Genomic DNA, 16934 nt, shown 5'->3' on the forward strand with positions numbered 1-16934 from the left:
CGCCGCGCCCGGCGGAGAGGTTCATTGGCACATCCGAATACAGGAGAAACCCGATGCGCATCGAAACGTTTGGCAAAGATGTCGAAGTCACCCCGGCCCTGCAGTCCTATGTTGAGGAGAAGCTGGCCCGGATCGGAAAGCACTTCGACCAGCACTGCGAAGCGCGGGTGACCCTCAAGCTGCAGAAGACCGAACACCACGTCGACGCCAGCCTCAACATTCCCGGCCAGACCCTGCACGCCGAGGCCAATGCCCAGACCATGTATGCCGCGATCGACCTGCTTGCGGACAAGCTTGACCGTCTGGTGATCAAGCACAAGGAGAAAAAACAGCAGCACGCACCGCTGCCGGTGGGCGACAATGGTGGCTGATCGCCACCGTTCCCCGCAGACATGCCCCTGACTGACCTCCTGGCGGCCGTGCAGACCCAGCTCTGCACGGCCACCGACCGTGACAGCGTCCTGCAGGCCGCCGCCGGGTTGCTGGCCTGCCGCCAGGCCAACGCCGAACAGATCTATCTGAACCTGTGCCAGCGCGAAGCGCTGGGCAGCACCGCCATCGGCCACGGCATCGCCATTCCCCACGGCCGCGCGCCAACCTTGGACCGCCCCCGCGGCGCCCTGCTGCGGTTGGCCACCCCGGTCGATTTCGGTGGCGAGGAGCCGGTGGACCTGGTGTTCGCGATGGCCGTCCCCGCCCACTACACCCACCAGCACCTGATGCTGCTGTCCGAGCTGGCCGAGCTGTTCTCGGCGCCGGACATCCGCCAGGCCCTGCGCGAAGCGGGCGATGCCCGGGCGCTGCGCGAGGCGCTGGGCATGACCCCACCTGCGAGTGCCGCATGAATACCAGCATCACCGCCCGTGAACTGTTCGAACAGCAGCGCGAGCGGCTGGGACTGCGCTGGGCTGCCGGCAAGTCCGGCGAGAAGCGCGAGCTGGAGGCCGGCAACACGGTCTCGCGGCGCCCCTCGCTGGCCGGCTACCTCAATGCCATCTATCCCAACAAGGTGCAGATCCTGGGCACCGAGGAACTGTCCTGGCTGGATGCGCTGGAACCGCGCCAGCGTTGGGAGACCATCGAAAAGATCATGCAGTCGCACCCGCTGGCGCTGGTGCTGACCCGCAACCAGGCCTGCCCGGAAGACCTGCGCGCTGCCGCGGACGAATCCGGCACGCCGCTGTGGCTGTCGCCCAAGCGCGGCCACGAACTGCTCAACCACCTGTCCTACCACCTGGCGCGGACGCTGGCGCCGCGGGTGATCCTGCATGGCGTGTTCATGGAGATCTATTCCATCGGCGTGCTGATCACCGGCGAAGCGGGATCCGGCAAGAGCGAACTGGCGCTGGAACTGCTCAGCCGTGGCCATCGCCTGGTGGCCGACGATGCCCCCGAATTCACCCAGATCGCACCCGATGTACTCGATGGCACCTGCCCGGAGCTGCTGCAGGACCTGCTGGAAGTGCGCGGCCTGGGCGTGTTGAACGTGCGCGAGATGTTCGGCGACACGGCTGTAAAGAAGAACAAGTACCTTCGGCTGATCGTCCACCTGACCAAGCCGATGACCGAACCCACCCCCCATGGCTACGAGCGCCTGACCGGCGATTCGGGCACCCGCCATGTGCTGGACCTGGACGTACCGCTGATCACCCTGCCGGTGATGCCCGGCCGCAACCTGGCCGTGCTGACCGAGGCGGCCACCCGCCTGCACATCCTGCGCACCAAGGGCATCGACCCGGCAGCCATGTTCATCGCCCGCCACAGCAACCTGCTGGAACGGCGAACACCCTGATTTCCCTGCCCTTCGAAGAGCCTGTCCATGAGCACCGTCACCCCCTCCGCCCCGACCCTGATCATCGTCAGCGGCCTGTCCGGCTCGGGTAAATCCGTCGCCCTGAAGACCTTCGAGGACCAGGATTACTACTGCTCGGACAACCTGCCGATCAATCTGCTGCCCGACTTCGTGCGCAGCCTGTTGACCAACCACGACGGCAGCGCACCACGGCGTCTGGCCGTAGGCATCGACGTTCGCGGCCAGGCCGACCTGAGCCAGCTGGGCGACTGGCGGCAGCTGGCGGCCGACGCCGGCGTGGACGTGAAGGTGCTGTTCTTCGAGGCCAGCGACGAGACGCTGCTCAAGCGCTACGCCGACACCCGCCGCCGCCATCCGCTGAGCCAGCTGGGCCTGTCGCTGCCTGAAGCCATCGCCCGCGAACGCGAGTTGACCGCACCGCTGCGCCGCGAGGCCGATGCGGTGATCGACACCAGCAGCCTCAACGTGCATCAGCTGCGGCGGCGGATCATCACCGAGTTCACGATGGACCATGCCACCGGCCTGTCGCTGCTGTTCGAATCGTTCGCCTACAAGCGCGGCGTGCCGGCCGAGGCGGACTTCGTGTTCGATGCGCGGGTGCTGCCCAATCCGCACTGGGACCCGGACCTGCGCGCGCTCAGCGGTCGCGAACCGGGTGTACGCGACTACCTGGAAGCGCAGCCGGACGTGCAGCGCTACCTGGCCCAGCTGATGGACTTCCTCGATACCTGGCTGCCGAAGCTGAGCGATGGCACCCGCAGCTATGTGACCGTGGCGTTCGGCTGCACCGGCGGCAAGCACCGGTCGGTGTTCCTGGCCGAGCGTCTGGCCCGGCATGCCCGCGAAATGGGCTGGGAAGACGTGGCGACGTACCACCGCGAACAGGATTGAGGGGGTCGGCCGGGCTGCGCCCGGCACCCGCCGGTAGTGCCGGCCGCTGGCCGGCAACAGCAACAGCAGAAGCGGCATTCCGTGGGTGGCGGGGCGGGTCAGCAAGCGGGGGACGCTGCAAGTACGTCCCTGTAAGCTCGGTCGCCGCATCCATGCGGCTCACGCCCCCGCTTGCTGACCCGCCCCGCCTTCGACAGATTCCCGCGATCTGTCGGGACGGCGGTGTGTGCTGCTGTTGGTAGGTGTCGACCTTGGTCGACACGGTAGATCCACGCCATGCGTGGATGAATCGCTGTCAGGCATCGAAAAAAGGATGGAGTCGGAGCTCTTTTCCAACGAAAAAGGGTTCCCGCGCGAGCAACACTGAATACGGGACACAGTGCCCCTCTCCTGCTGCTATCGCCAATTCACCTTGACCTGTTAACGTGCAGTAATGACCTGTGGCATTCTCCTCGTAACACATCCCGGGGTCGGGACCGCCCTGCTTGACGTGGCGACCCGGCTCCTGCGGCAGTTGCCGCTGAAAACCGAAGCTTTCGAAGTACCGTTCGACGCAGACCTGGACGCCCTGCTCCCGCTCGCCTCGGCCGCCCTGCGGCGGGTTGACGGGGGTGATGGTGTGCTGATCCTGACCGACCTGTACGGCGCCAGCCCCGCCAACCTTGCCGGGCAGCTGGCCCGGCTGGGGACCCCGGTTCGCCGGGTGTCGGCGCTGAGCCTGCCGATGTTGCTGCGGGTGATGAATTATCCGGAACAGGGACTGGATCAACTGCCCGCCACAGCCGCGGCGGGTACCCGTAATGGAGCGATAGTCGACGATGCTTGAACGAGAACTCACAGTCAGCAACCGCCTGGGCCTGCATGCCCGGGCCACCGCCAAGCTGGTGCAGACCCTGGCGCCGTTCCGCTGCAACGTGACCATGGCCGCCAAAGGCCGTGAGATCAACGCCAAGAGCATCATGGGCGTGATGCTGCTGGCCGCCGGCCAAGGCACCCCGGTCACCGTGCGGATCAACGGCGAGGACGAAGCCGCCGCGATGGAGGCGGTGGTCGGCCTGTTCGAACGCCGTTTCGACGAGGACAGCTGAGCGTGCCACGCGCACGCGCCAGCCAGGTCCCTTCCGGCCAACGGCCGGTACAGCTGCTGGCCGGCCACGGCGCCGCGCGCGGAACGGCGATGGGCCGGGCACGCGTGCGACTGCCGCATGCGCTGGAGGTGGCCGAGCAGCGCGTGGCCGCCCACCAGGTCGAGGCCGAACTGGCGCGCCTGCACCGGGCGCTGGATGCCGCGCGTACGGAAATGCACGAGCTGCGCCAGCGCCTGCATGGCGCCCTGAACCAGGAAGTGGGCGAGTTCCTCGACCTGCACGCGCTGCTGCTGGACGACCCCGAGCTGCTGTACGGCCTGGACGAGCTGATCCGCAGTGGCCCGTACAGCGCCGGCTATGCCTTGCGCCTGCAGCGCGACCGCCTGGCCAAGGTCTTCGATGGCATGGACGATGCCTATCTGAAGAGCCGCATGGACGATCTCGACCATGTGATCGGGCGCATCCACGCCTTCCTGCAACCCGAACGGCCGTCGGCAGTGAAAGGCCTGGCCGGCGAGATCCTGGTCTGTGACAACATCGCGCCCTCCGAGCTGGCGCAGCTGCAGGCACAGGGCGTAGTCGGCATCGTCACGGCCGCCGGCAGCGCGCTGTCGCACAGCGCGATCCTGGCGCGCAGCCTGCACCTGCCCCTGATCGTCAACGTGCCGCAGCTGCTCAGCCGCATCGCCGATGGCGATGTGCTGATCATCGATGGCGCCGACGGCAGCATCACCGTCAACCCGCAGGCCGACAACCTGCGGGACTACCGCGTCCGGCTGAAGGAACATGCGCGCGAGCAGCGCGAGCTCGGCCGCCTGCGCAGCAAGCCCAGCCGTACCCGCGACCAGGTCGACATTGCCCTGCTGGCCAATGCCGAATCGCTGGAAGACGTGACCCAGGCGCATGCACTGGGCGCGCAGGGGCTCGGCCTGTACCGCACCGAATTCCTGTTCCTGCAGCGCAATGAGCTGCCGGACGAAGAAGAGCAGTTCCAGACCTACCGCGATGCCGCGCTGGGCATGAGCGGGCGGCCGGTCACCATACGCACGCTGGACCTGGGCGCGGACAAGGCCGACCGTACCGGCCTGACCCTGAGCAACGAAGAGAACCCTGCACTCGGCCTGCGCGGGGTGCGCCTGTCGCTGGCACGGCCGAAAGTGGCCGACACCCAGCTGCGCGCGATCCTGCGCGCGTCTGCATACGGCAAGCTGCGCGTACTGGTGCCGATGGTCAGCACCCGCGAGGAGCTGCTGGCCGTGCGCCGTCGCATGCTCAAACTGACCGAACAGCTGCGCGGCGAAGGGCACATGGTGTCCGACCACGTACCGCTGGGCGCGATGATCGAAGTCCCCGCCGCTGCGCTGGCGCTGGAGAGCTTCATCGACCTGGTCGATTTCCTGTCGATCGGCACCAACGATCTGGTGCAGTACCTGCTGGCTGCCGACCGCAACAACGAGGCGCTGGGCGAGTTGTATTCACCGCTGCACCCGGCCGTGCTGCGGCTGCTGCAGATGGTGATCGAGACCGGCGCGCGTCACCGCATCCCGGTGGCGGTCTGCGGCGAGATGGCCGGTGATGCCCGGATGACCCCGCTGCTGCTGGCGCTGGGCCTGAGCGAGTTCAGCCTGCACCCGGGTACGTTGCTGGAGGTACGCCGCGCGATACGCGAAGCCGATCTGGGTGCGCTGCGCGCGCGCGCGCCGAAGCTGCTGGCCGCGCGCGACCGACGCGCCATCGAACGCTGGCTGGCGCTGGTGGCGGATACGCCCTGAGCGCCAAGGGTAATGCCGGCCGCTGGCCGGCAGCCTACCCATCGAAGACCAAGAGGTTGCCGGCCAGCGGCCGGCACTCCCGCCACCCGGCGGCTATGCGTTGAAACATCGCCTTGCGATAATGACGCACTGAACACCCCTGTTGCCGCATCCTTGCCGGGATCGCGGCTTTTCTTATCCCCGCGGGAGCTGCGATGGCTGAAGCTGTACGCCACGACAAGACTGCGCGCCAACTGCGGATGCTGTCCGATGCACTGGACAGCGGCCGGCTGGGCCCGGTGCGTCGCCTGGTCAACACCCTGGCCCCGGCCGAGATCGGCAACCTGCTCGAATCGTTGCCGCCGGGCAAGCGCGAGGTGGTGTGGGGACTGGTTGATCCGGAAGACGACGGCGAGGTGCTGGTCCACGTCGGCGACGACGTGCGCGAAAGCCTGCTCGCGGACATGGACCCGGACGAGATCATCGCCGCGGTCGAAGACCTGGACATCGACGATCTGGCCGACCTGGTCGAAGACCTGCCGGACACGGTCATCGACGAAGTCCTCAAGTCGATGGACCGCGAGAACCGCGAGCGCCTGGAACAGGTCCTGTCCTATCCCGAGGACAGCGCCGGTCGCCTGATGAATCCGGACGTGGTGACCGTGCGCGCCGACGTCAATGTCGACGTCGTGCTGCGCTACCTGCGCCTGCGCGGTGAACTGCCCGACCACACCGACCACCTGTTCGTGGTCAGCCGCCGCCATCAGTACCTCGGCCGCGTGTCGCTGGCGGCACTGGTGACCCACGAGGACACCACCCCGATCAATCGCCTGATCGACGACGAGCAGCCAGCCATCGACGTCGGCGAGAGCGACCAGGAAGTCGCCCGCCAGTTCTCCGACCATGACTGGATCTCCGCGCCAGTGGTGGATGACAACAACATCCTGATCGGTCGCATCACCATCGATGACGTGGTCGACATCATCCGCGGCCAGGCCGAGCACCAGGCGCTGGGCGCCGCCGGTCTGGACGAGGACGAAGATCTGTTCAGCCCGGTCTGGCGCGCGATGCGCCGCCGCCTGATGTGGCTGTCGGTGAACCTGTGCACGGCCTTCCTGGCCTCCAGCGTGGTCGGCCACTTCGAAGGCACCATCGACAAACTGGTGGCGCTGGCGGTGCTGATGCCGATCGTCGCCGGCCTCGGCGGCAACGCCGGTACCCAGGTGCTGGCACTGATGGTGCGCGGCCTGGCGCTGGGCCAGGTGGGCGCCTCCAACGCCCGCACCCTGCTGTGGAAGGAAGTACGGGTCGCGCTGTTGAACGGCGTGATGCTGGGTTCGGTGCTGGGCCTGATCGTGCTCGCCTGGTTCCACTCGCCCGGGTTGTCGGCAGTGATCGCCATCGCGTTGACCTGCAACCTGTTGTTTGCTGCGTTGGCCGGCGTGCTGGTGCCGTTGACGCTGAAGCGCTTCGGCTTCGACCCGGCGCTGGCCAGCGGCATCTTCCTCACCGCCGTGACCGATTCGATGGGCTTCTTCACCTTCCTCGGCCTGGCCACCCTGGTGCTGCTGCACTGACCGTCTCGCGGGTCGGATCCCCGCTGCGCGGCGCTCTGACCCGATCCCAACTGGATCCCCCCATGGCAACGACAATCGAAAACTACTTCCAGCCCGGCTGGCGCGACCAGCAGCACACCTGCCCGGCCTGCGAATGGAAGGGCAGCTCGCGTGCCATGGAAATGGAACTTGACGAGGACGCCACCGAGTACGACTGCCCGGTCTGCGAGAACCCACTGCTGGTGGTCCTGCACCCGGACATTGCGCAGGTGCAGGCCGCCGCCGCCGAAGGCAATACCGAGGCACAGGAGCAGTTGGAGATCATCGCCAGCTTCCCGCGCCCGCAGTGACGCGGCGCACGATGCCGGGCCGACGTCGGCGGACTACGATGCAGGCGATCTCGCCGCTTCGGAAAATCTCATGGTCCGTTTGCTGTCGCGCTGGCTGCCACTGCTGGCCCTTCTGATGATGAGCGGTTGCACTTCGCTGCCGGACAGCGCGCGTGGCCGCTTCGAAGCACGTGCGGTGAAGGTGGACGGGCAAACGGCGTACTACCAGGTGTTCATTCCGGCCGGCGTGCAGGCCGCCGCTCCCACCCACCTTCCGGTCGTCCTGTTCCTGCACGGCTCGGGCGAGCGCGGCGCCGATGGCGTCAAGCAGACCCACGCCGGGCTGGGGCCTTACCTGCGCGCGCATCCCGATTTCCCCGCCCTGGTGGTGTTCCCGCAGGTACCGGGCCACGAGGAATGGAGCGGCCGCAACAACCGTGCGGCAGTGGCCGCGCTGGACGCGACGATCGCCGAATTCGGCGCCGACCCGGCGCGGCAATACCTGACCGGCATGTCGATGGGCGGCTATGGCAGCTGGAACATCGCATTGGATGACCCACGCCGCTTTGCCGCGATCGTCCCCGTGTGCGGCGCGGTGCTCGCCCCGCGTGCGGTACGCCCGACCCTGTTCGTCGAGCAGGTCGCGCACGAAGCGGACCCGTACGCGGTGATTGCCCAGCGCCTGCAGTACACGCCGATCTGGATCTTCCACGGCGCACTGGATGACGTGGTGCCGCCGGACGACGACCGCAGACTGCATGCCGCGTTCCAGCGCGCCGCCGCACGCGACGTGCGCTACACCGAATACCCGGAAGGCAACCACAATGCCTGGGACGCCACCTACGCCGACCCGGCAATGTGGGAATGGCTGTTCGCGCAGAAGCGCTGAACCGCAGCTTCTGGTAGCTGCCAACCTTGGTTGGCATTGACTGCTCTGGTAGTCGCCAACCTTGGTTGGCGTTGACTGCTCTGGTAGTCGCCAACCTTGGTTGGCGTTGACTGCTCTGGTAGTCGCCAACCTTGGTTGGCACTGGCCTACCTGAAACCAAGCCATTCCCCGATGTTCACTGGAAGCAGGCCCGTCCATGCTTCCTCCATGCAGAACACCCGTCTCCTGCTCGGCCGTCGCTCCAGCGTCGGCCTCAGCTATATCCTCACCACCGTCGTCCATGAACGCGCGCCGCTCTTCACCGACGCCGCAGCGGCCGCCTTGGCAGTCCGCGAATTCCAGCGACTGGATCAGGAGGGCTTCACCCGCTCGATTGCCTACGTGGTCATGCCCGACCACATCCACTGGCTGGTCGAACTACGTGCGGGAACGCTGGAAACCGTCATGAAGCGTTTCAAGTCGCGCACAGCCCGGCAGGCAAACCGGCTGCTGGGGCGAGTCGGGCGCTTCTGGCAGGCCTGCTATCACGATCATGCGATCCGCTCTGACGAATCGTTGCACCGGCATGCGATGTACCTGATGGGAAATCCGATCAGGGCTGGGCTGACGACGCGGCTTGGGCAATATCCGCATGCATGGTGCGAATGGGAGCTTGGGGCGCTATGTGATCTGCCCGATGACATTAGCACCGGTGGATAGTGCCAACCAAGGTTGGCATCTACCAAAACAGTGCGCGCACGAACCGGGCGGTGAGTGTGTCAACCAAGGTTGACACCTACCTCACCCGGGTGGTCAGCCCAGCAGGGTTTCCAGCACGGCCATGCGCACGGCGACGCCGTTGGCGACCTGGCGCAGCACCCACGACTGCGAGCCGTCGGCCACCTCGTCGGTCACTTCCACGCCGCGGTTGATCGGGCCCGGGTGCAGCACCGCGGCATCCTTGCCCGCGCGCGCCAGGCGTTCGCTGGTCAGGCCGTACTGCGCGTGGTACTGCTCCAGCGACGGCACCAGGCCTTCTTCCATGCGCTCGCGCTGCAGGCGCAGCATCATCAGCGCATCGACGCCTTCCAGCATCGCGTCGAAATCATCGCCGACCACGCAGCCCTTCAGGGTCTCGTCGTCCGGCAGCAGCGACTGCGGGCCACACACGCGGATCTCGCCCACGCCCAGCGTGCGCAGCGCATGCAGGTCGGTGCGGGCCACGCGCGAGTGCTTCACGTCGCCGACGATCACGACTTTCAGCTTCGAGAAATCCGGGCCCTTGGCCTGGCGCAGGGTCAGCATGTCCAGCAGGCCCTGGGTCGGGTGCGAACTGCGGCCGTCACCGGCATTGATCAGCGCGGTGCCCTCGCCTGCCGCATCGGCCAGTGCGGCCACGGCGCCGTCATCGGGGTGGCGCACCACGAAGCCGCGCACGCCCATCGCTTCCAGGTTGCGAAGCGTGTCGCAGGCGGTCTCACCCTTGCGGGTAGAGGAGGTCGAGGCGTCGAAATTCAGCACGTCCGCCCCCAGCCGCTGCGCGGCCAGCTGGAACGAACTGCGGGTGCGCGTGGACGGTTCGAAGAACAGCGTGCACACCGCCGAACCGGCCAGCACCTGGCGCTTGTTGCCGACGCGGCCGACTGCGGCATCGCGGATCTGCCCTGCGCGGTCGAGCAGCTGAAGCAGCGTTTCGCGCGGCAGGCCCTCCAGGGTCAGCAGGTGGCGCAGGCGTCCGGAGGCATCGATTTGCTGGGCGGTCATGGCGGTGTCGGGCAGTCAGGGAATGGGGGTGGCGTCGTCCGGCGACGACAGCCAGCGATCGATGATCACCGCTGCGGCGACGGCATCGAGGGCAGCTGCATCACGGCGGCGCTTGCGCCCTTCGGCGCGCTCGACGGCGAAGCGGCGTGCGGCCTCGACCGAGCTGGAACGCTCGTCGATCATCACCACCGGCAGCTTGAAGCGCTCCCGCAGCTGGCGGGCGAAGCCCTGCGCGCGCTTGCGGTTGGGCTGGTCCTGGCCGTCCAGGGTCAGCGGGTCGCCGACCACCAGGCCGTCGGGCTTCCATTCCTTGAGCAGGCGTTCGATCGCGGTCCAGTCCGGGCCGTTGCCGTGCACATCGACCACGGCCACCGCGCGCGCATGCGCTGCGAAGGCACTGCCGATGGCCACGCCGATCCGTCGCGAGCCGACATCGAAACCCAGAACGGTGCCGTCACGGCGGATCGCCGGGGCAGCAGAATCCGGCGCGGGCGTGATGGGCTCAGACATGGCCGCTGTAGTCGGTCAGCCGGAACAGGTCCACGCCGATGCGCGAGGCCGCACCCTGCCAGCGCTGCTCCAGCGGCAGCTGGAACACCAGCTCGGCATCGGCCGGCACGGTCAGCCAGCTGTTCTCGGACAGCTCGCTTTCCAGCTGCCCTGCGCCCCAACCGGCACAGCCGAGGGTGACCACGGCATTGGCCGGGCCTTCGCCGCGCGCCATCGCTTCGAGGATGTCGCGCGAGGTGGTCAGGTACAGGCCGTCGCCCACGGTCAGGCTGGAATCCCACGCCCGCGCGTCGTCATGGATGACGAAGCCGCGCTCGGGATGCACCGGGCCGCCGTTGAGCACCATGCGCGCCTGCAGGTCGCCATCACCGGTGGTGATGTCCATCTGTGCAAGCACTTCACCCAGCGTGTACTCGGAAGGCTGGTTGACCAGCACGCCCATCGCCCCGTTCTCGTCGTGCTGGCAGATCAGCGCGACGCTGCGGGCGAAGGTCGCGTCGAGCAGCGACGGCAGCGCGACGAGCAGGTGATCGGCAAGGGAGGTCGGCGCTACAGGCATGGTCCTATTCTACCTGCTGGGGGCGGGATGGTCGCGCGATGGCGTCGAACAGCGATGGGCTAGGATGGTGCTTTGCCATGGAAGGTCATCGATGCAGTCTTCAACGCCCCTGACCCTGCCGGCACGCAGCGCCATCGTCCTGCTTGCCCTGCTGCAGGGCCTGATGCTGTATGCCGCGCAGGAACTGTCCGACGCGTGGCCGTTCCGCGATATCGGCTGGCGCTACTGCTGGTACGCCTGGGTGCTGGCCATTCCCAGCGCGGTGGCGCTGAGTCTGGTGGAGCTGGGCCAGCGCCGCCTGTGGCTGCAGGCCGTGCTCGGCTCGACGGTGGTGCTGGCGCTGGCCGCCTGGATCGGCTGGAACCTCACTGGCGAGACCGCACTGGAATCGGGCGCGCTGCAGCTTCCGTTGACCCTGGGCATCGCCGTGGCGGTGTTCGTGGTCCTGCCCTGGTGGCAGTTCCAGCTGCAGCACGGGCACTGGCGTGCCAGCTACCCCGAGCTGTTCGAGCGCGCCTGGCAGAATGGTTTGACCCTGGCCTTGGCGGCACTGTTCACCGGGCTGACCTGGCTGCTGTTGTGGCTGTGGTCGGCGCTGTTCCAGCTGCTCGACGTGACCGTCTTCCGCGACCTGTTCCGGCAGGACGGGTTCATCGCACTGGCCACCGGCAGCCTGGCCGGGTTCGGCGTACTGATCGGGCGCACCCAGCACCGCGCCATCCAGATCACCCGCCAGGTGCTGTTCGCGATCTGCCGTGGGCTGTTGCCGCTGCTCTCGTTCATCGCCGTATTGTTCGTGCTGAGCCTGCCGCTTACCGGGCTGGAACCGTTGTGGAAGACCCGCTCGGCCGCCGGCCTGCTGCTGGTGCTGTCGCTGCTGCTGGTGACGTTCACCAATGCGGTCCACCAGCAGGGGGAAGACAGCGCCCCCTACCCGCTGCTGCTGCGCCGGCTGGTTGAAGCCAGCCTGCTGGCGCTGCCGGTCTACGCCGCACTGGCGCTGTACGCACTGGGGCTGCGCGTGGTGCAGTACGGCTGGACCGTGGACCGGTTCTGGGCGGTACTCGTCGCAGTGGCCGTGGCCGGCTATGCCACGGGCTACGCGCTGGCGGTGCTGCGCCGGCAGCGCCGCTGGTTGCAGATGCTGGAGCCGGTCAACCGCTGGATGTGCTGGGCGGTGCTGGCACTGGCATTGCTGGGCAACTCGCCGCTGCTGGACCCGGTGCGGCTGACTCTGTCCAGCCAGCTGGCGCGCCTGCGTGCGGACCCGCCCGCGATCACCAGCAGTGACGTCAACGTGCTGCGCTTCGATCTTGGCCACCGCGGCGTGCGGGCGCTGCGCGAGCTGCAGCGTGATCCAGCCATCACCGCCGATGCCAACGCGCCACAGGTGATCGCTGCCGCGCTGGCACGTACCTCGCGCTGGGATGACGGCCACCGCCTCGACAAGGGGCCGCAGGACGTCGTGGCCCTGCAGCGCGCGCTGAAGCTGGCCAAGGGATCCAGCTCGCCACCGGACGATTGGTGGCAGGCACTGGCCACGCGCGCGATCGATGGCGAATCCTGCGCCCAGAGCGAGCGCGACTGCCTGATCGTGCATCGCGACCTGGACGGCGATGGCACCGGCGAAGTGCTGCTGTGCGAGCTTTACACCCACCGTGGGCCGGACTGCGTGCTGTACGCACGTGGCAGGGATGCCCACTGGCGCCGGGCCGGTTCGCTGTTCGGCACCGTCAGCGGCCAGGCCGAGACGATCAACCAGGCCCTGCGTGACGGCAAACTCACGCTCGTGCCACCGCGCTGGCCGATGCTGTCCATCGGCGGACACCCTGCGCTGGCCATCGATCCCGAACCCAAATCCAACGAGCCTTCCCCATGAGCGGCTACTGCCTCATCGCCCCGGGCCATCCGGTGCACGACTACTACCACGCCAACGAGTACGGCTTCCCGCAGCGTGACGAGCGCGAGCTGTTCGAACGGCTGGTGCTGGAGATCAACCAGGCCGGCCTGAGCTGGGAAACGATCCTGAAGAAGCGCGAGGGCTTCCGCACGGCCTATGACGGCTTCGATGTGGACCGCGTGGCGGCGTACGCCGAGCAGGACATCGAGCGCCTGCTGTCGGACGCGGGCATCATCCGCAACCGGCTGAAGGTGCTGGCGGCGATCCACAACGCGCAGGTGATCCAGCAGCTGCGGGCCAGCCACGGCAGCTTCGCGTCGTGGCTGGATGCGCACCACCCGCGCAGCAAGGCCGACTGGGTGAAGCTGTTCAAGAAGACCTTCCGCTTCACCGGCGGCGAGATCACCGGCGAGTTCCTGATGAGCCTGGGCTACCTGCCCGGTGCGCATGCCGAGGACTGCCCGGTGCATGCGCGACTGCTGACGCTGTCGCCGCCGTGGCTGAAGTCCGCCGCCCGCTGATGGATATCCGCCGGGCATGGCCCGGCGTTACTACGCGTGGGTTCCGGTAGTGCCGGCCGCTGGCCGGCAACCCCGTTGAACGGTCACACGCCCATGTAGCGGCCGGGGCGGTGGTTGAACATCAGCACCAGGCTGAGCACCACCGCGCCGATGGCCGAGTACAGCACCTTCGACGGCGACAACACGAAGAACGCGGCCACCATCAGGCAGGCGTCGTAGGACATCTGCACCTTGCCCGCGCTCCAGCCACGGGTGCGCTGCAGGTACACCGCCAGGATGCCGATGCCGCCGAGACTGGCACGATGGCGGATGAAGAACAGGATGCCCAGGCCGGACAACGCACCGCCGACGATCGCCGAATACAGCGGGTTGATGTGCGAGAAGTCGATCCAGCGCGGCAGCAGGTCGGTCAACACGCCACAGGCGGTGACCGCAGCGAAGGTCTTCAGGGTGAATTCCCAGCCCATGCGCCGCAGCGCCACCCAGTAGAACGGCAGGTTGACCAGCACGAACACCAGGCCGAAGTTCCAGCCCATCGCGTAGTGCAGCAGGAACGCCATGCCCGCCATGCCGCCGATCATCAGCCCGCCCTTGGCGAAGATGGCCAGGCCCAGCGACGCCACCATCGTGGCCAGCACCATGCCCTGCACGTCCTCGGCGATCGAGTGGCGCAGCGCTTTTTCGTCGGCGGTGGTGCCGGCGCTGTCGGGCGGCGGGGTCAGCGGACCGGCGGTGACCAGGTGGCCGTCAGCGTCGTCGCACGGCGCGGGGCCATGGGAGGGAAGGGACATACGGGTGGGGAACAGCAGGTGGGGAGCGGTATTAGACACGATCTGCATGACAGTTGCAGATGAAATCGTTCAGCTGAATGCGCCCCGCGCTATCTCCTGCCCGCCGCTGCTCAGCCCTTGCCGGCCAGATGGTGCGCCACCAGCGCGTTGGCATGGCCATGGCCCAACCCATGCTCACTTTTCAGGAAGCTGACCAGTTCCATGTGTTTCAGGCCCTTCTTCCCGGCCAGCAGCCCGAACCAGTGCGCCACCGGCTGCCCGTAGGTCTTCTCGATGGAGGGGAAATACGAGGCCGGGCCTTTGGGCTTTTCAGTGCTCATGCGGAAGCTCCTTGCGTTGGATGTACCGGTACGACGAACAGGGGAGCCGGAAATCGACAGGTCCGTTCAATCCGGGAGCCGTAACATCCCGTCATGCCCCGCGAAAACCTCAACGACCTGCAGGCCTTCGTCCACGTTGCCCGCGAGGGCAGCTTCACCAAGGCCGCCGCCCAGCTGGGCGTGTCCCAGTCCGCGCTCAGCCATGCCATGCGCGGCCTGGAACAGCGCCTGGGTGTGCGCCTGCTGACCCGCACCACTCGGAGCGTGTCCACCACCGAAGCCGGTGCCCGCCTGCTCGACACCCTGGGCCCGCGCCTGGCCGAGATCGAGGACGGACTGGCCGCGCTGGCCGAATACCGTGAACGCCCGGCCGGCACCATCCGCATCAATGCCACCGGCCATGCCGCCGAGTACATCGCCTGGCCACGGCTGGCGCCGCTGCTGCAGCAGTATCCGGATCTCAAGGTGGAACTGACCGCCGACTACGGGCTGGCCGACATCGTGGCCGAGCGCTACGACATCGGCATCCGCCTCGGCGAGCGCCTGGCGCGCGACATGGTCGCCGTGCCGATCAGCCCGCCGCTGCGCATGCGCGTGGTCGGCGCACCCAGCTACTTCCGCCAGCATGTGGTGCCACGCCATCCGAACGAGCTGGCAGGCCACAACTGCGTGACTCTGCGCCTGCCCACGCATGGCGGGCTGATGCCGTGGGATTTCGGCCAGGACGGCAACGAACTGAGCGTGCGCGTGAGCGGCCAGTGGACCTTCAACACCATGGGCATGACCCGCGCCGCTGCGCTGGCCGGCAGCGGACTGGCCTGGCTGCCGGAAGACCAGGTGCAGCCGATGCTGGACGATGGCCGCCTGCAGTCGGTACTGGACGACTGGTGCCCGCACTTCGATGGCTACTACGCGTACTACCCGTCGCGCCGCCACGTCACGGTGGCGATGCGCACGGTGCTGGATGCGCTGCGCGGGCCGATGGCTGGATGAGGTGTGCGGACCAACGGTCCGCACCCACCTCGGTCCGCACCCGGTGATCAGCCCTTGGCCTGGGCCGCACGCTGTGCGTTGTAGCGCTCACCGACGATCGACACTTCGTCCAGCGCCTGCGCGATGCGCTGCAGTTCTTCCGGCGCCAGCTGCAGGTCAGCCGCGCCCAGGTTCGCTTCCAGGCGGTGGATCTTGGTGGTGCCCGGAATCGGCACGATCCACGGCGCCTGCGCCAGCAGCCAGGCCAGCGCCACCTGCGCCGGGGTCGCGCCGCGTGCTGCAGCAATCGTGCTGATGCGATCCACCAGCGCCTGGTTGGCGCGGCGGGCTTCCACTTCGAAGCGCGGCACGCTGTTGCGGAAATCGTTGGCGTCGAAGGTGGTGTCGGCGTTGATCGCGCCGGTCAGGAAGCCACGGCCGAGCGGACTGAACGGCACGAAGCCGATGCCCAGTTCCTGCAGGGCCGGCAGCAGTTCGCGCTCCGGTTCACGCCACCACAGCGAATATTCGCTCTGCACGGCAGCCACCGGCTGCACCGCGTGCGCACGGCGCACGGTGGTGGCGCTGGCCTCGGACAGGCCGAAGTGGCCGACCTTGCCCTCGGCGATCAGGTCGCGCACGGTGCCGGCCACGTCCTCGATCGGCACGTTCGGGTCGACACGGTGCTGGTAGAACAGGTCGATATGGTCGGTGCGCAGGCGCTTGAGACTGGCTTCGGCCACGGCGCGGATGTTCTCGGGGCGGCTGTCCAGGCCGGTATCGGTGCGCGCATCCTTGAAGCCGAACTTGGTGGCGATCACCAGCTTGTCGCGGTAAGGCGCCAGGGCCTCGCCGAGCAGGTCTTCATTGGTGTACGGGCCGTACACTTCGGCGGTGTCGAAGAAGGTCACGCCGCGTTCAACGGCGGCGTGCAGCAGGGCGATGCCCTGGCTGCGCTCGACCGGCTGGCCATAGGCATGGGTCAGGCCCATGCAACCCAGGCCCAGGGCGGAGACCTTCAGGCCGCTGCGGCCGAGTTCACGTGTCTGCATCGTGATGCTCCAGAGGGGGAACGCTGACGATACGCCTGCAGGGGCCGCCGATTGAATGGGCAGCATTGCAGTTGGTCATGACTGGAATTCATCAATCGCCAACGCGCCCGGTAGAGTCGACTGTTAGTTGTGATCTCTCGGTAGGTTGTTCATCCGGGGCATCTTTGGAAAATGGTGGTTACCACACCTATCCAGTCCCCAAAGAGCCCGGATGAACCACCATAAAAATGCCCGTTTGACGCCGTTTAG

Annotated in this window: 20 protein-coding genes; 14 read left to right on the forward strand and 6 right to left on the reverse strand. The window is 67.4% G+C overall.

Annotation, left to right across the window (positions count from 1 at the left end; all coding sequences use genetic code 11):
- The first annotated feature begins 53 nt into the window (after positions 1 to 53).
- From hpf to AC5P68_RS09565, 11 genes are all read left to right on the forward strand, one after another.
- Positions 54 to 371, forward strand: coding sequence for a ribosome hibernation-promoting factor, HPF/YfiA family (gene hpf / locus AC5P68_RS09515; protein WP_004147311.1), 318 nt, complete (start codon positions 54 to 56; stop codon positions 369 to 371).
- A 21-nt stretch (positions 372 to 392) separates the two neighbouring features.
- Positions 393 to 845 carry a PTS sugar transporter subunit IIA gene (locus tag AC5P68_RS09520; RefSeq protein ID WP_231522971.1) on the forward strand — a complete coding sequence of 151 codons (453 nt, stop codon included), beginning with the start codon at positions 393 to 395 and terminating at the stop codon, positions 843 to 845.
- Positions 842 to 1792, forward strand: coding sequence for an HPr(Ser) kinase/phosphatase (gene hprK, locus AC5P68_RS09525; RefSeq protein ID WP_005408388.1), 951 nt, complete (start codon positions 842 to 844; stop codon positions 1790 to 1792). Before AC5P68_RS09520 ends, hprK begins: the two co-directional genes overlap by 4 nt.
- A gap of 27 nt (positions 1793 to 1819) precedes the next feature.
- Positions 1820 to 2704, forward strand: coding sequence for an RNase adapter RapZ (gene rapZ, locus AC5P68_RS09530; protein WP_059033403.1), 885 nt, complete (start codon positions 1820 to 1822; stop codon positions 2702 to 2704).
- Positions 2705 to 3137: 433 nt separating this feature from the next.
- Complete coding sequence (locus AC5P68_RS09535; RefSeq protein ID WP_005408386.1) at positions 3138 to 3530, forward strand: PTS sugar transporter subunit IIA; 393 nt, start codon at positions 3138 to 3140, stop codon at positions 3528 to 3530.
- Positions 3523 to 3792: an HPr family phosphocarrier protein gene (locus AC5P68_RS09540; protein WP_005408385.1), complete on the forward strand. Its 270-nt coding sequence runs from the start codon at positions 3523 to 3525 to the stop codon at positions 3790 to 3792. The genes AC5P68_RS09535 and AC5P68_RS09540 overlap by 8 nt, the downstream gene beginning before the upstream one ends.
- 2 nt (positions 3793 to 3794) lie before the next feature.
- Positions 3795 to 5564, forward strand: coding sequence for a phosphoenolpyruvate--protein phosphotransferase (ptsP, locus tag AC5P68_RS09545; RefSeq protein ID WP_197598432.1), 1770 nt, complete (start codon positions 3795 to 3797; stop codon positions 5562 to 5564).
- A gap of 194 nt (positions 5565 to 5758) precedes the next feature.
- Entirely contained in the window at positions 5759 to 7120 is a 1362-nt protein-coding gene (mgtE, locus tag AC5P68_RS09550; protein WP_005408383.1) for a magnesium transporter, read from the forward strand.
- Between the two features lie 62 nt (positions 7121 to 7182).
- Positions 7183 to 7449, forward strand: coding sequence for a hypothetical protein (locus tag AC5P68_RS09555; protein WP_033834839.1), 267 nt, complete (start codon positions 7183 to 7185; stop codon positions 7447 to 7449).
- A gap of 70 nt (positions 7450 to 7519) precedes the next feature.
- Positions 7520 to 8317 (forward strand): carboxylesterase family protein, encoded by a 798-nt coding sequence (locus AC5P68_RS09560; RefSeq protein WP_231522970.1) that lies wholly within the window; start codon positions 7520 to 7522, stop codon positions 8315 to 8317.
- A 207-nt stretch (positions 8318 to 8524) separates the two neighbouring features.
- Positions 8525 to 9016 (forward strand): REP-associated tyrosine transposase, encoded by a 492-nt coding sequence (locus AC5P68_RS09565; protein ID WP_231522969.1) that lies wholly within the window; start codon positions 8525 to 8527, stop codon positions 9014 to 9016.
- A 93-nt stretch (positions 9017 to 9109) separates the two neighbouring features.
- Here AC5P68_RS09565 and AC5P68_RS09570 read toward each other — a convergent pair whose 3' ends face one another.
- The 3 genes from AC5P68_RS09570 to AC5P68_RS09580 are packed head-to-tail and all read right to left on the reverse strand — an operon-like array spanning position 9110 to position 11129.
- Positions 9110 to 10060: an aspartate carbamoyltransferase catalytic subunit gene (locus AC5P68_RS09570; protein WP_231522968.1), complete on the reverse strand. Its 951-nt coding sequence runs from the start codon at positions 10058 to 10060 to the stop codon at positions 9110 to 9112.
- A 15-nt stretch (positions 10061 to 10075) separates the two neighbouring features.
- Positions 10076 to 10570, reverse strand: a complete 495-nt coding sequence (gene ruvX, locus AC5P68_RS09575; RefSeq protein ID WP_005408378.1) for a Holliday junction resolvase RuvX — start codon at positions 10568 to 10570, stop codon at positions 10076 to 10078.
- A complete protein-coding gene (locus AC5P68_RS09580) occupies positions 10563 to 11129 on the reverse strand; it encodes a YqgE/AlgH family protein (RefSeq protein WP_231522967.1) in 567 nt (188 codons plus the stop codon). The genes ruvX and AC5P68_RS09580 overlap by 8 nt, the downstream gene beginning before the upstream one ends.
- 91 nt (positions 11130 to 11220) lie before the next feature.
- On the opposite strand from AC5P68_RS09580, the gene AC5P68_RS09585 reads away from it, so the two are divergent.
- Together AC5P68_RS09585 and AC5P68_RS09590 are read left to right on the forward strand one after the other, a co-directional pair.
- Positions 11221 to 13008 (forward strand): DUF4153 domain-containing protein, encoded by a 1788-nt coding sequence (locus AC5P68_RS09585; protein WP_231522966.1) that lies wholly within the window; start codon positions 11221 to 11223, stop codon positions 13006 to 13008.
- Positions 13005 to 13550, forward strand: coding sequence for a DNA-3-methyladenine glycosylase I (locus AC5P68_RS09590; RefSeq protein WP_033834834.1), 546 nt, complete (start codon positions 13005 to 13007; stop codon positions 13548 to 13550). The genes AC5P68_RS09585 and AC5P68_RS09590 overlap by 4 nt, the downstream gene beginning before the upstream one ends.
- Positions 13551 to 13633: 83 nt before the next feature.
- On the opposite strand, the gene AC5P68_RS09595 is transcribed toward AC5P68_RS09590, so the two are convergent.
- Both AC5P68_RS09595 and AC5P68_RS09600 read right to left on the reverse strand, forming a co-directional pair.
- On the reverse strand, positions 13634 to 14341 hold the full coding sequence (locus tag AC5P68_RS09595; RefSeq protein ID WP_014036228.1) for a YitT family protein: 708 nt from the start codon (positions 14339 to 14341) through the stop codon (positions 13634 to 13636).
- A 110-nt stretch (positions 14342 to 14451) separates the two neighbouring features.
- Positions 14452 to 14661 (reverse strand): DUF4287 domain-containing protein, encoded by a 210-nt coding sequence (locus AC5P68_RS09600; protein ID WP_005412490.1) that lies wholly within the window; start codon positions 14659 to 14661, stop codon positions 14452 to 14454.
- A gap of 93 nt (positions 14662 to 14754) precedes the next feature.
- Here AC5P68_RS09600 and AC5P68_RS09605 point away from each other — a divergent pair, with 93 nt between their 5' ends.
- Positions 14755 to 15654 (forward strand): LysR family transcriptional regulator, encoded by a 900-nt coding sequence (locus AC5P68_RS09605; protein ID WP_197614314.1) that lies wholly within the window; start codon positions 14755 to 14757, stop codon positions 15652 to 15654.
- A gap of 47 nt (positions 15655 to 15701) precedes the next feature.
- On the opposite strand, the gene AC5P68_RS09610 is transcribed toward AC5P68_RS09605, so the two are convergent.
- Positions 15702 to 16685, reverse strand: coding sequence for an aldo/keto reductase (locus tag AC5P68_RS09610; RefSeq protein ID WP_231522964.1), 984 nt, complete (start codon positions 16683 to 16685; stop codon positions 15702 to 15704).
- Between the last annotated feature and the right edge of the window lie 249 nt (positions 16686 to 16934).

This window comes from Stenotrophomonas sp. YJH_SMC_58 (genome assembly GCF_059369635.1).

Bases quoted from the DNA above. Each gene is read 5' to 3' on its own strand.
- AC5P68_RS09555 (WP_033834839.1), top strand. From the start codon at position 7,183: ATGGCAACGACAATCGAAAACTACTTCCAGCCCGGCTGGCGCGACCAG.
- AC5P68_RS09595 (WP_014036228.1), bottom strand. From the start codon at position 14,341: ATGTCCCTTCCCTCCCATGGCCCCGCGCCGTGCGACGACGCTGACGGC.
- rapZ (WP_059033403.1), top strand. From the start codon at position 1,820: ATGAGCACCGTCACCCCCTCCGCCCCGACCCTGATCATCGTCAGCGGC.
- ruvX (WP_005408378.1), bottom strand. From the start codon at position 10,570: ATGTCTGAGCCCATCACGCCCGCGCCGGATTCTGCTGCCCCGGCGATC.
- AC5P68_RS09600 (WP_005412490.1), bottom strand. From the start codon at position 14,661: ATGAGCACTGAAAAGCCCAAAGGCCCGGCCTCGTATTTCCCCTCCATC.
- AC5P68_RS09580 (WP_231522967.1), bottom strand. From the start codon at position 11,129: ATGCCTGTAGCGCCGACCTCCCTTGCCGATCACCTGCTCGTCGCGCTG.
- AC5P68_RS09590 (WP_033834834.1), top strand. From the start codon at position 13,005: ATGAGCGGCTACTGCCTCATCGCCCCGGGCCATCCGGTGCACGACTAC.
- hprK (WP_005408388.1), top strand. From the start codon at position 842: ATGAATACCAGCATCACCGCCCGTGAACTGTTCGAACAGCAGCGCGAG.
- AC5P68_RS09540 (WP_005408385.1), top strand. From the start codon at position 3,523: ATGCTTGAACGAGAACTCACAGTCAGCAACCGCCTGGGCCTGCATGCC.
- AC5P68_RS09535 (WP_005408386.1), top strand. From the start codon at position 3,138: ATGACCTGTGGCATTCTCCTCGTAACACATCCCGGGGTCGGGACCGCC.
- AC5P68_RS09610 (WP_231522964.1), bottom strand. From the start codon at position 16,685: ATGCAGACACGTGAACTCGGCCGCAGCGGCCTGAAGGTCTCCGCCCTG.
- hpf (WP_004147311.1), top strand. From the start codon at position 54: ATGCGCATCGAAACGTTTGGCAAAGATGTCGAAGTCACCCCGGCCCTG.
- AC5P68_RS09560 (WP_231522970.1), top strand. From the start codon at position 7,520: ATGGTCCGTTTGCTGTCGCGCTGGCTGCCACTGCTGGCCCTTCTGATG.
- mgtE (WP_005408383.1), top strand. From the start codon at position 5,759: ATGGCTGAAGCTGTACGCCACGACAAGACTGCGCGCCAACTGCGGATG.
- AC5P68_RS09565 (WP_231522969.1), top strand. From the start codon at position 8,525: ATGCAGAACACCCGTCTCCTGCTCGGCCGTCGCTCCAGCGTCGGCCTC.
- AC5P68_RS09605 (WP_197614314.1), top strand. From the start codon at position 14,755: ATGCCCCGCGAAAACCTCAACGACCTGCAGGCCTTCGTCCACGTTGCC.
- AC5P68_RS09520 (WP_231522971.1), top strand. From the start codon at position 393: ATGCCCCTGACTGACCTCCTGGCGGCCGTGCAGACCCAGCTCTGCACG.
- AC5P68_RS09570 (WP_231522968.1), bottom strand. From the start codon at position 10,060: ATGACCGCCCAGCAAATCGATGCCTCCGGACGCCTGCGCCACCTGCTG.
- AC5P68_RS09585 (WP_231522966.1), top strand. From the start codon at position 11,221: ATGCAGTCTTCAACGCCCCTGACCCTGCCGGCACGCAGCGCCATCGTC.